Source organism: Ferruginibacter sp. (genome assembly GCF_031391665.1).
GTDB lineage: Bacteria > Bacteroidota > Bacteroidia > Chitinophagales > Chitinophagaceae > Ferruginibacter.
Genome location: NZ_JANMUN010000167.1, coordinates 1 through 12,493, shown reverse-complemented (window position 1 = coordinate 12,493; position 12,493 = coordinate 1). Strand labels below are relative to the sequence as shown.

Annotated in this window: 10 protein-coding genes; 5 read left to right on the top strand and 5 right to left on the bottom strand. The window is 36.9% G+C overall.

The annotated features are described in order from the left end of the window. A partial coding sequence (locus tag ACY651_RS12485; protein WP_462253204.1) for an MG2 domain-containing protein occupies positions 1–2,022 on the bottom strand: 2,022 nt, incomplete at its 3' end. A gap of 245 nt (positions 2,023–2,267) precedes the next feature. Between ACY651_RS12485 and ACY651_RS12480 the strand changes: the two genes are divergently transcribed. Next, the gene (locus tag ACY651_RS12480; protein ID WP_462253202.1) at positions 2,268–2,864 is read left to right on the top strand and encodes a hypothetical protein; all 597 of its coding nucleotides are present in this window, start codon (positions 2,268–2,270) and stop codon (positions 2,862–2,864) included. Between the two features lie 150 nt (positions 2,865–3,014). Here the strand turns inward: ACY651_RS12480 and sucD are convergent, their stop codons facing one another. After that, positions 3,015–3,890 carry a succinate--CoA ligase subunit alpha gene (gene sucD / locus ACY651_RS12475; protein ID WP_462253200.1) on the bottom strand — a complete coding sequence of 292 codons (876 nt, stop codon included), beginning with the start codon at positions 3,888–3,890 and terminating at the stop codon, positions 3,015–3,017. A gap of 214 nt (positions 3,891–4,104) precedes the next feature. On the opposite strand from sucD, the gene vap15 reads away from it, so the two are divergent. Together vap15 and ACY651_RS12465 are read left to right on the top strand one after the other, a co-directional pair. Beyond that, positions 4,105–4,335: a type II toxin-antitoxin system VapB15 family antitoxin gene (gene vap15 / locus ACY651_RS12470; protein ID WP_462222667.1), complete on the top strand. Its 231-nt coding sequence runs from the start codon at positions 4,105–4,107 to the stop codon at positions 4,333–4,335. Beyond that, positions 4,316–4,732 carry a putative toxin-antitoxin system toxin component, PIN family gene (locus ACY651_RS12465; protein ID WP_462253198.1) on the top strand — a complete coding sequence of 139 codons (417 nt, stop codon included), beginning with the start codon at positions 4,316–4,318 and terminating at the stop codon, positions 4,730–4,732. The genes vap15 and ACY651_RS12465 overlap by 20 nt, the downstream gene beginning before the upstream one ends. 469 nt (positions 4,733–5,201) lie before the next feature. On the opposite strand, the gene ACY651_RS12460 is transcribed toward ACY651_RS12465, so the two are convergent. The 3 genes from ACY651_RS12460 to ACY651_RS12450 all read right to left on the bottom strand — a co-directional run bounded on the left by ACY651_RS12460 (position 5,202) and on the right by ACY651_RS12450 (position 9,478). Then, the gene (locus tag ACY651_RS12460) at positions 5,202–6,011 is read right to left on the bottom strand and encodes an ABC transporter ATP-binding protein (RefSeq protein WP_462222665.1); all 810 of its coding nucleotides are present in this window, start codon (positions 6,009–6,011) and stop codon (positions 5,202–5,204) included. 262 nt (positions 6,012–6,273) lie between these two features. After that, on the bottom strand, positions 6,274–7,011 hold the full coding sequence (locus ACY651_RS12455; protein WP_462253196.1) for an MlaE family ABC transporter permease: 738 nt from the start codon (positions 7,009–7,011) through the stop codon (positions 6,274–6,276). 115 nt (positions 7,012–7,126) lie between these two features. Then, positions 7,127–9,478, bottom strand: a complete 2,352-nt coding sequence (locus ACY651_RS12450) for an NADP-dependent malic enzyme (protein WP_462253194.1) — start codon at positions 9,476–9,478, stop codon at positions 7,127–7,129. Between the two features lie 364 nt (positions 9,479–9,842). Between ACY651_RS12450 and ACY651_RS12445 the strand changes: the two genes are divergently transcribed. Together ACY651_RS12445 and ACY651_RS12440 are read left to right on the top strand one after the other, a co-directional pair. After that, complete coding sequence (locus ACY651_RS12445) at positions 9,843–12,239, top strand: histidine kinase (protein WP_462253192.1); 2,397 nt, start codon at positions 9,843–9,845, stop codon at positions 12,237–12,239. A 32-nt stretch (positions 12,240–12,271) separates the two neighbouring features. Further along, on the top strand, positions 12,272–12,493 hold a 222-nt coding region (locus ACY651_RS12440; protein ID WP_462253190.1), incomplete at its 3' end, for a response regulator transcription factor.

Here is a 12,493-nt window from a genome sequence, read left to right as displayed (position 1 = left end):
GCTGTCAAACAAACTAAACTGTCCGTTCAATGTGCCTTCGGGTAATTTAAATGTTCCGGTATAACTGCCAAACTCGTTGGTGGTAACAATTAGTTCTGTTACTTTTTGATAGTTGGCATTTCTTAAAATAACTATTGTTTTATAATTGGGCAGCACCACAGTTTTTTTGCCGCCATAATTTTGCTGTAACACAATACCTTTAAAAAATACGGTTTGGCCGGGGCGGTAAATGCTGCGGTCGGTAAATAAAAATGCCTGTGGTTTTATTGGCGTAGGCTGATAACTGTTGTAAGTATTATAACCTTCGTTATCATCCAAAAATAATTCATCGCTGTTGTATTTTAACTGCAGTAAAAAATTTCGGTAGTCTTTACTGTCCTTCATTTTAAATAAACCATTTTTATCAGTGGTATATTTTTCTGCTTTCACTTCTTCGTTGCTGCTGTTTTGGTAATTGTATTTGGTTTCCCAAATTTGTACCTGTGTATTGGCTAGTGGCTGGCCATTATCACGGTGCAGTACATAATACTCGTTGCTATTATTATGTATGTAACTGATGTTGCTTACATAAATGGTTTGTTTGGCAATAATATTTTTTTGTAAAGAAAAATTTTCATCAATGCTGGCTAAAATTAAATATACTCCATTGGCAAGACCGTCAATTTTTATTTCTGCAGCATGGTTTTGATAATCCTGCGGATCGGGTAACACCACACTCCAGTTTTTAATTGATTTTAAAGAAGTGTAATCCTTCCATAGTTTATCATAATCCCTGCGGTCTAATTTTTTTATTTCTTCTTTAGATGTTTTAATAATGCGGAAATAAACTTTAGGAACATTTTTATAATTTACTAATGTGCGAAAGGGATCGTTAATGGTATTTACTTTTTCTGTTTCAATATTTAAAGACGGCTGCATTATGATTGCCATTAAATTTTTGCAATTAACACCGCCTTCGCTTTTTGGATATTTTTTAAAAGTTGCTTCACACAATGCTGCGGCTCTTTTTATTTCGTACTGATTTTCTGCTTTTGTAAAAGGTACAAACTGCTGTCCACGGTCGTAATAAATTCTTGCCCTTAAATATGCAGCCTGTGCAATAGCAGCATTGCCGGCATATTTATCTTCTATATTTTTTAATGCGGCTTCATATAATTTTTCTTTGCCTTCCTTTTCGCCATACTGGTTTACAAAACTAAGGCGTATTAAATCGGCATCAATTAAGGCATCGGGTTTTGCATCGTTTAAATGAAATTTTAAAATATCCTGCAACAATAAAATGGCTTTATGTTGTACGGATGCAGTGTCTTTTGTTTTAAAAGATGCATTTACAAATTCATTCACGGGTGCAAAAGCTTTACTGTCGTTTATTTTAAATTGATAAGCAGGTTTGGTTAACTGATTTTCATCTGTAGTAAAATATTGCAAAGCCCGGTGCGCTAAAAAATCAAAAAGTGTTGGCCGCAACTGCCGGGTGTTTTCTCCTTTAATTATAATTGGTGCAAAGCCATCCAGCCTGGTTGTTTTTAAAAGATTATCATTTTGTAAAGAGGCTTTGTATAATTTACTTATTACGTTGTGTATTTTATCAATGCTCCAGGTGGTGATGTCTTTACTTTTTTCTTCCAGTAATTTTGTGCGGTCGTAAAACCGGTAGCGGTTGTTTTGCAGGTATTGCCAAAACATTTCGGCATGCATACTTTGTAAAATATTTTTTGCAGGGCCATTGGCTTTTGCAATTAAAGTATCTACAAAAAAAATATTATTCTCACGGCTGTCTTCCTCCACCATGTTGCGGTATTTTATTTGATACATGCAACTTTTTATTTGCTGTGCATCATTGTTTTCTTTTACCGCCAGTTTATAAATTACCATCACTTCGGCCAATGCCGATTTGGTAAGGCCTTTCTTTTCAAGTGCCTCTACTTTTTTCCAGTTTTTGATATAAGTATTTTTTGTTTGCGCCATAATGGTTAATGCCAACAGGGTAAAAATTACCGTTAAAGTTTTCTTTAAAAACATAAGGAACTTATTTTAATTACAAGATACAATTTGTTAATGAGCCGTTGTACAATAATAAACAAATTACAATACAGCTATCAGATGTATTGTCTGTGTAAATTTCATAAATACTTGTACATATTTTTCTTTAACGTTTTATTAAGTGTTTGTTTGGCATGCGGCATAGCGTTTGAATATTACACATCAGCAGTTAAAAAATAAAATAAAAGCTGCACACAAAATTGTTCACTTCTAAAATTATTACAATGAAAAAGATCTTTACTTTATTATCAGTGCTGGGGATTATATCCTCTTCATTTGCCCAGTGGCAGCAAAATCCGCAACAGTATCCCAATCAAAATGGCGGACCAAGACAAAACAGTAATTACAATCAAAACAGTTCTTTAATAGTAAGTTCTGCATCGCAACGCCAGGTTTCGGTTTATGTTGACAGTTATCAATATCAAAGTAATGGTAACAACGGTGCTGTAAATGTGGGTCAGTTAAGTTCCGGTAATCATAACATTATCATTTATGAAATGAAAAAGAATTTCTGGGGCAAAACTGTACAGCAGGAAGTATATAATGCTAACCTGTATTTAAAACCCGGTGTTGAAACCACACTTTTTATTAACAATTTAGGACAGGTAAGTATTAGCGAACGCCAGGTAAGTAATAATAATAATGGCGGTTATAACAATAACAATGGCCCGGGCAACAATGGTAACGGTGTTGGCTATGGTTACGGAAGAAAAAAGAATAAACAAAAAAAGAATAAGCAGCAGTGTGATGATGATGATCACAGAGGAAATAATGGAAATGGCCGTGGCCGCAGTAATAAAGGCGGCAGGGATGACGATTAATCCTTTGGATTCTATATATTTATAAACAATGCCCCGAAATTTCGGGGCATTTGTTTTATGAATTTGATAAGGCTTCGATGAGATTTCGATAAGGCTTCGATGAACTCACCCTGACAAGACTTCGATAAACTCAGCCTTGTAAATCTTAATTTATTTCTTCAATGCTTCAGCCATTGTTTTACCAATATCTGCAGGGCTTGCCGCTACATGAATACCGCAGGCTGCCATAATTTTCATTTTAGCTGCGGCAGTATCATCTTCTCCACCAACAATAGCACCTGCATGGCCCATACGCCTGCCCGGAGGTGCAGTTTGCCCGGCAATAAAACCAACAACAGGTTTTTTATTTCCGGTACTCTTAATATAATTTGCCGCTTCAGCTTCCATACCGCCACCAATTTCTCCAATCATAACAATGGCATCTGTTTCCGGATCATTCATAAATAATTCTACTGCTTCCTTGGTGGTGGTGCCAATGATAGGGTCGCCGCCAATACCAATTGCTGTAGAAATTCCAAGGCCTGCTTTGGCCACCTGGTCGGCAGCTTCGTAAGTTAATGTTCCCGATTTTGAAACAATACCAATTCTTCCTTTTTTAAAAATAAAACCGGGCATAATACCCACTTTACATTCGTCGGCAGTAATTACACCGGGGCAGTTGGGCCCAATCAATCTTGTATTTTTTCCCTGTAAAAAGTTTTTCACTTTCACCATATCCTGCACGGGAATACCTTCGGTAATACACACCACCAAAGCAATGCCTGCATCGGTAGCTTCCATAATGGCATCGGCTGCAAAAGCCGGCGGTACAAAAATTATACTTACGTCGGCACCGGTAATTTTTACCGCATCGGCCACGGTATTAAAAACCGGTTTATCCAAATGAGTGCTGCCACCTTTGCCCGGTGTAACGCCACCTACAAGTTGGGTACCGTATTCAATCATTTGCGTGGCATGAAATGTACCTTCTGTACCGGTAAAACCCTGTACAATTATTTTAGAATTTTTGTTTACAAGAACTGACATGAAGTAATAAATAATTAATAATGAAAAATTTTTATTGAGTGTCGCAAAGATAGGGCAGATGCGTTATTGGAAAAAAGGATATTTTGGTTACGGGCTGAGGGCTGCTATTTGGACTTTTAAGGCGACGCTCCGTTCAACTGCATATCTACGGGGGACTTTTATTGCAGCGGAGGATTGAGGATTTAAGTATATTTGAGTAATAAAAAATAATTAAATGAAAGAAGCTATTCAGTTAGACATAACTTATGACCAGGTGCTTTCTTTGGTACGAAAATTACCTGTTCAGCAAAAAATTAAGCTAAGTAAAGATCTGGAGAAAGAAGGTATTAATTCTAAACTGGGAGAAATATTAAAATCTTTCAAGACAAACGAGTTGAGCCTGGAAACAATAAACAAGGAAGTAGAAATTGTCAGACAAAAATTCTATGAAAGAAAAAAGCATTAAGGTAATATTCGACACCAATGTTTGGATCAGCTTTCTTATAGGTAAAAAGCTTGCAATTATAAAAGATTACATCAGTAATGGTGAAATTAAAATAATTGTTACGCATCAATTGATTGCAGAAATAAAAGACGTTACCGGCAGACCAGGGATAAAAAAATATTTTCCTCAACAATCTGTTACCGATCTTATTAATTTACTTAATGCCATTGCAATAATGGTTGATATTGAACCAACGCATTTTGATTGTAAAGACCCCAAAGACAATTTTTTACTTGACCTTATTGACTACTCCAAAGCTGATTATTTAGTAACAGGCGATAAGTTTTTATTAGAATTAAATCCATTCATGAGCGCTGCTATTTTAAAACCAGCCGAGTTTGAAAGTGTTTTAAGATAAAAGGAGGAGAAAAATTAATTTATACTTATCACATCTAATGAGGACTATTAAATTTGTCGGTTATTTACTTTATCGCTATTACTCAAAAGGTTCAAGAGCTAATATTCCTTATTTCAGTGCAATTTGTTCTATGACACTTCTTGGATATATGCATCTGGTGCAAATACTTATTTTACTTAACTCAGTTGATTTTATTCCTGTTAATTTCAATGATAACAATTTTGCAAAAAGATTAATCATGTTTTTCTTAATGTTGCCTTTATACTTTTTAATGTCAAACTTATTTAGGAAAAAAGATATTGGAATGTTAAAAGCGAAATATGATTCTAATTGGGATAAGGTTTTTTCAGGTAACGTACGGCTGGTTATTTACACAATACTATCATTTAGCCTGATATTTGTATTATTATTATTATTAAAGTGACTAAGATATTTTATGTAATAATAGTCAACAAATAGTGTAACAACCTCACTTCAACAACTCATCCATATTCCTGTCATCACTAATTTTCCCTTTGGCTTCCAGCATACGCATATCTTTTGCATCCTGTAAAAATTCACTGGCAAAAATAAAACTGTTCAGGCGTTCGCTTTTGCTAAATATGATTTCTTTGTTATTGCCAGCCCATTCTTTTTGTCCTTCAAACATGTACAAAATATTTTCACCAATTTCCATTACACTGTTCATGTCGTGGGTATTAATAACGGTGGTCATGTTGAACTCTTTGGTAATATCCATAATCAGTTTATCAATTACCATACTGGTTTGAGGGTCGAGGCCGGAGTTGGGTTCATCGCAAAATAAATATTTTGGATTTAATACAATGGCACGGGCAATGCCCACACGTTTTTTCATACCACCGCTTAATTCAGCAGGGTATTTTTTATTAACATCTTTAAGATTAACTCTTTCTAAAACTTCATTTACCCGTTGCAGTTTTTCGTTAAAATGTTTTTTGGTAAACATGTCTAACGGAAACATAATGTTTTGTTCTACCGTCATACTGTCAAATAAAGCCGAGCCCTGGAACAGCATACCAATTTGCTGGCGCAATTCTTTTCTCGATTCTTCGGTCATATCGGTAAAGCTTACACCATCGTACACAATTTCTCCTTCATCAGGTTCAAACAAACCCACCAAACATTTTTGCAAAACTGTTTTACCACTGCCGCTGGTACCAATAATTAAATTGCACATGCCGGTTTGCATTACATGACTCACATCATTTAATACCACCTTATCCCCGAAAGATTTTTTTATGTTTTTAAATTCGATCATTAGGTTTGAATTAGCATTATCCTGTTGAATAAAGATATATTGTATCCCGATGCATCGGGACGACGCCAATGAAGTTTAATAGTAGTACAAAAGTTTGGTTCAAAAACCTCACCACTCCCGATTTATCGGGAGTCCAAGGGAGAGCGAACTTGAAGCTGGTATCTTTTAATTTCACTAACTTATTAATTTTACAAAACATAATCTTCGCTAAAATCTTCTCCATAATTAGTTCCCCCTTCAGGGGGCGGAGGGGGGCTGTATTCTACAAAAACAACGCCGCCAAAAGATAATCCGCAAACAAAATCATTATACAACTTATCACTACACTTTTGGTACTGCTGCGGCCAATTTCTAATGCGCCACCTTTTACATAATAACCATAATAAGCCGGGATACTGCTGATGATAAATGAAAAAGTAATGGCTTTATACATGGCAAACCTTACATTAAAAGGCATAAAATTTTCAATCAATCCCCTGTCGAATGTATCGGTAGATAAAATGCCGGATGCGGTACCTGCTAATCTGCCACCCCAAATGCCCAGTGCCATTGATAAAATAACCAATAGCGGGATGGTAATAAATGCAGCTAATATTTTAGGCATTACTAAATACGATTTGGTGTTGATGCCCATTATTTCCAATGCATCAATTTGTTCGCTTACCCTCATGTTGCCCAGTTCGCTGGCTATTTTACTGCCTACAACACCGGCAAGTACAATACAAACTAAAGTGGGTGCAAATTCTAAAATAACCGTATCCCGTACAATTTGTGCAATGGTACTTTTTGGAATTATAGGGCTTACTAATTGATACGCCGTTTGCACTGCACTAACCGCACCCATAAAAACTGAAATGATAACTACAATACCTAATGAGCCAATACCAATTTCCACACACTGGTGCATAAATTCTTTCCAGTACATACGCATGTTTTCGGGCCTGGTAAACATGCCCTTTATCATTAAAATGTAGCGGCCAAAGTGGGTGAAAAAATTCATTCGCAGTTTGTTGTGATTTTTATTCCGGCAAAGATAGATTTGATTTTAATATCTTTTAAATAATTGTAAACGTTGAAACTTAAAAAATCGTACATCCTGCATCCGAAATCATACATTATAAATCGTGGCTGGTTTTTCTAAACCTTTTCCACCACTTGCTTTTATTTACTACTGCTTGTGTATCTGTTTTACATTTCATCTGTGCATCTACCACTGCAATCAACACCATATTAAAAATAGCCCGTATGCTGCTGCCTAATTGTAAAACATGCACTGGTTTTTTTAAACCCAGTAAAATTGGGCCAATGGAATCGGCACCACCAATTTCCTGCAATAAATTATAGGCAATATTACCTGCAGCAAGATTAGGAAAAATTAACGTGTTGGTTTCACCTTCTATCAATTCGGTAAAAGGATAATTATCTTTTAAAATTTCTTTATTAAATGCCATAATACCCTGCACCTCGCCATCGCAAATTAATTCAGGATCTTTTTGTTTTACAATGGCTCTTGCACGGCGCACTAATTTTGCTTCTTCACCTTCGCTGCTGCCAAAGTTAGAATAACTGAGCATGGCAATACGAGGCTTAATATTAAATTGTTTTACTTCTTTAGCCACCAATAAAGTTATCTCTGCCAGTTCTTCAGCAGTGGGATTAAAATTAATAGTAGTATCGGCTAAAAATAATGGTCCACGTTTGGTGAACATGATGTACATGCCTGCAATTTTTTCAACACCATCTTCTGTACCAATTACCTGCAGCGCAGGTTTAATGGTATCAGGATAATTTCTGCTCAGCCCGCTGATCATACAATCTGCTTCACCAGTTTCTACCAGCATGCAGCCAAAATAGTTACGGTCTTTCATCGCTTTAAAAGCTTCGTATTTATTTACACCACGGCGCTGGCGCTTTGCAAAAAATGCATCACCATATTGTTTACGCAGGTCTTCATGCTTATCATCTTTCGGGTTTAAAATCGGCATGCCTTCTAAATCAATTCCATTATCCAATGCTAATTTTAAAATGCGGTTTTCATCACCCAATAAAATAGGATAAGCCACACCTTCTTCCTGCACCAATTGTGCAACTTTTAAAATTTTTAAATTTTCTGCATCAGCAAACACCACTCTCTTTGGATCTTTACGTGCCTTGTTACCAATAACACGGCTTAACTGATTATCTAATCCTAACCGTTTATTTAATTCCAGCTCGTACGCAGGCCAATCGGTAATGGGATATTTTGCAACACCGCTTTCCATTGCTGCTTTGGCAACAGCAGGCGCAACGGTTGATAATAATCTTGGGTCAACAGGTTTTGGAATGATATAATCCGGCCCGAATGAAATTGTTTTTTCGTTGTAAGCCAAATTAACCAGATCGGGTACAGGTGTTTTGGTAAGATCGGCCAAAGCCTTTACAGCAGCTAATTTCATGGCTTCGTTAATAGAGGTTGCCCTTACATCCAGCGCCCCACGAAAAATATAGGGAAACCCTAAAACATTATTTACCTGGTTAGGATAATCACTTCTTCCTGTAGCCATAATTATATCCTTACGGGCAGCCGTGGCCGCTTCGTAACTAATTTCCGGATCGGGATTTGCCATAGCAAAAACAATGGGACTTTTTGCCATCGTTTTTACCATCTCTGCACTAACGGTATTGCCGGCACTTAAACCAATAAATACATCAGCGTCTTTAAATGCTTTGGCTAAATCGTACTCTTTGTATTTAATGTCGGCACAAAAAGCCAGTTTCATTTCTTCAACATCGGGGCGGCCTTTGTATAAAATGCCCTGCCTGTCGAACACCATAAAGTTTTCGTGTTTTGCACCCAGGCTTTCGTATAATTTTATGCAGGCCATAGCTGCAGCACCAGCGCCATTTACCACAAAGCGAACTTTCTCAATTTTCTTTTTTTGAATTTCCAAAGCATTCAGCAAAGCAGCAGCACTTATAATTGCAGTGCCATGCTGGTCATCATGCATGATGGGAATTTTGCAACGCTTTTTTAATTCCTGCTCAATGTAAAAACATTCGGGTGCCTTTATATCTTCTAAATTAATACCTCCAAAAGTAGGCTCTAAAGCCTGCACTATTTGTACAAATTTTTCCGGATCGGTTTCGTTTATTTCAATATCAAATACATCAATGTCTGCAAATATTTTAAACAGTACACCCTTGCCTTCCATTACCGGCTTGCCGGCTTCGGGGCCAATATTGCCCAAGCCTAAAACTGCGGTGCCATTGCTGATTACACCTACTAAATTTCCTTTGGCGGTGTATTTATAAACATCTTCGGGGTTAGCAGCAATTTCTAAACAGGGCGCTGCCACACCGGGTGAATAAGCTAACGATAAATCTCTTTGTGTTTTGGCTTCTTTGGTAGGCACTACTTCAATTTTGCCCGGCCTGCCTTTGGAATGATATTCTAATGCCTGTTGTTTGCGTAATTCTTCTTTTTGCATAATTGTATTTTGCATAATTGCCTTTGGCAATAAATTTTTTGTCACCAGCTGAAGTTCTATGATTAAGCTTCGGTGGCGACGCTCCGTTCAACTAATTAATTCTATTGAACTTTGAGCCTGCAATTTAGTGAAATACTAATAGAGAAAATTTATATAATTCAGGTAAAAATGCTTAAAAATTGCTGGGTGGGAGTTTTGTTTATTAGTTTAAAAATAACTTTATTCTAAGTGATATTTTTTTATTCATCCTGTATTTTTTCTTCGTTGGCAATATATAAATCCTTTGCTGATCAATTTAAAATTATAAAAACTCCAAAAAATATCCGCAACTTTATACCGCACTTTATCTTTAAAAATTAGGCTTATGAAAAAGATTTTTTTTCTCCTGCTTTTTTTTTCTTTTTTGATTTCTGCTCTTTCTCAGGATAGCCGTAGTGATGTAATCCATGCTGGTAATAAACAAAGCATCGGGGCAAAAAAAACAACTCCTGGTTTAAATCCCGCTATTGCTGACCTTTTGATGGCATTGCAAAAGCCTATGACAATTACAAAGAAAGTTGACCTGCTTTATAACATCGCTACCGGTTATTTAAATTATCTAAAAATAGATTCGGCACTTTTTTACACACAAAAAATAAAAGCTATTTCGGATAGTTCAGGCTACGAAGCCGGTCTTGCCAAATACTATCTTGCAAAAGGCAGTGCTTTATATTACCGTAATAAGGGTAATGAAGTAACACAAAACCTGCAGCACGCAATTAGCCTGTTTAATAAATACAACGACAACCTTTTTCTTGGTATAAGTTATCAACAGTTAGCAAGGCAACTTGCTAATGCCAGGGATTATGCAGGTGCCCAAAAATTATACAGTAAAGCTATCCCTTTCCTTATTGCTTCCGGTGATGTTAGCAAGCTGCAATGGCTTGTTTATAATTGCGGACGAAATTTTTATCTAACCCTGGAATTAGACAGCTCCGCCTATTATTTGTCATGGTCTCTGAAACTGGCTGAACAATTACAAAGCAAGCCTAAAATATTCACCTCCGCATCTATGCTGGGTGCGGTATATTATACTGCGGATAATAATGACGAAGCAGAGCGACAATTAAGTTATGCCCTGTCTGTGCAACCTCCCAATGCCGAGAAAGTGCATCTTCGGGGAGTTCTGGCCAATTATGCAGAAGTATTGACATCACAGGGGAAATATGAACTGGCAACTAAAACAATAAGCGAATATGATAAAATAAATGCCTTATTAGGCGATGTGTGGGGAAGTATGACAGAAATGAAATTAAAAGGCAGCTTATTATACCGTCAGGGTAATTATGCATCTGCCCTGCAGTATTTACAGCAAGGGTATAAACATAAACCCGGTGATAATTTATTTGTGCATGATATAATGAATGTTGCTTCTTACCTGGGTAAAACAGAATTAAAAACCGGGTTGGAAGATAGTGCAATTGTTCATTTTCGGCTCGTAAAAAAACTGGCAACGGAATCAAATTACATAGCTGGTATACTGGAAGCTAATATGCTGCTTGCAGAGACCTTTGAGCAAAGCAAACAAATGGATTCTGCCTATCATTATTTCAAATATTATTCCCACCTCCGGGATTCAATCCTAACTTTTAAAAAAGAAAGAACAGTGATGGAACTTAGTGCTAAGTATGACGCAGAAAAACGGGAGCAACGAATAAAAAATCTTCAAACGGAACAACAAGTATATAATTATCAATTGATGTTGAAAAACAAAACAATTGACCAACAGCAACTGGTTGGATTAAAAAATGCCCAGCAACTTACCCTGTTAACACAACAATCGGAAATAAGCAGGCTGCAGGCATCGGAAAAAAACCTGGCACTGCAAAACCGGGAAAAAGAATTTGTAAAAAAACAAAATGAGCTGGAACTGGTGCAAAAAGAAAAACAATTGCAATCGGCACTGGCAGCAAAACAGGCGCAGCAAAAGAACCTTCTGCTTATTATTACTGCAGCTACTTTATTATTTGTTTTATATGGCGCTTACCGGTACCGGCAAAACAAACAATTGAGCAGGCGGCTGTCGCAATCACTTACAGATTTAAAACTGGCACAGGAGCAAATAATAAAAACCGAAAAAGAAAAAGAATCGGAAAATATCCGGGTCAGCATCAGCCGGGATATACATGATGAGGTAGGTGCTACCCTAAGTGGTGTTGCCCTTTTCAGCGAAATAGCAAAAGAAAAAGTGCGACAGCACAGGCAAAAGGATGCTATGGAATACCTGGAACATATCTCCACCAACTCAAAGGAAATGGTGGAAAAAATAAGCGATATAGTATGGGCCATCAATCCGGATAATGACAGCTTTGAACGAATTACCGAAAAACTCAGGGCTTACACGTTGAATTTATGTGCCGGTAAAGGCATCCGCTTAAATTTTCAGGTAGATGAGGAGATAAACAAGTTAATTCCCGGTATGCAGGTACGAAGGAATATCTATCTCTTCAGTAAAGAAGCAATTAATAATGCAGTAAAATATTCCGGGTGCAAAGAATTATTATTTTCATTGCAACAGCTTAACGAATACAGTTTGCTGAAAATAAAAGATAATGGAAAAGGGTTTGACCCCGATACTGTTGTTAACGGCAACGGGCTGAAAAATTTACAGACAAGGGCCAATGACCTGCAGGCTGATTTTGAATTGAACAGCCACCCCGGTCAAGGAACAACTATAAAACTCCAGTTTAATTTTCACCCAAACGGGGGACAGGCAGTGTGAGAATAATTTAAGTTATTTATAAAAATAAATTAGTGGCAATACGGATTATAATATTTGAAGACAATAAGCTGATGCGGAATGGTTTTGAAGCTATCTGCAACGGCACCGAAGGCCTAATCTGCTGCGGCGCATTTGCCGACAGTTTTGAATTGGATTTTAAAATAAAAAAAACAAACCCACAGGTAATCCTCATGGATATTGAAATGCCGGGCATAGATGGCATAACAGCCACCGGCTATATAACAAAAAAATGG

Coding starts and splice junctions, on each gene's coding strand:
- ACY651_RS12480 (WP_462253202.1), top strand. CDS start 2,268: ATGAAAAAGATCTTTACTTTATTATCAGTGCTGGGGATTATATCCTCT.
- sucD (WP_462253200.1), bottom strand. CDS start 3,890: ATGTCAGTTCTTGTAAACAAAAATTCTAAAATAATTGTACAGGGTTTT.
- vap15 (WP_462222667.1), top strand. CDS start 4,105: ATGAAAGAAGCTATTCAGTTAGACATAACTTATGACCAGGTGCTTTCT.
- ACY651_RS12465 (WP_462253198.1), top strand. CDS start 4,316: ATGAAAGAAAAAAGCATTAAGGTAATATTCGACACCAATGTTTGGATC.
- ACY651_RS12460 (WP_462222665.1), bottom strand. CDS start 6,011: ATGATCGAATTTAAAAACATAAAAAAATCTTTCGGGGATAAGGTGGTA.
- ACY651_RS12455 (WP_462253196.1), bottom strand. CDS start 7,011: ATGAATTTTTTCACCCACTTTGGCCGCTACATTTTAATGATAAAGGGC.
- ACY651_RS12450 (WP_462253194.1), bottom strand. CDS start 9,478: ATGCAAAAAGAAGAATTACGCAAACAACAGGCATTAGAATATCATTCC.
- ACY651_RS12445 (WP_462253192.1), top strand. CDS start 9,843: ATGAAAAAGATTTTTTTTCTCCTGCTTTTTTTTTCTTTTTTGATTTCT.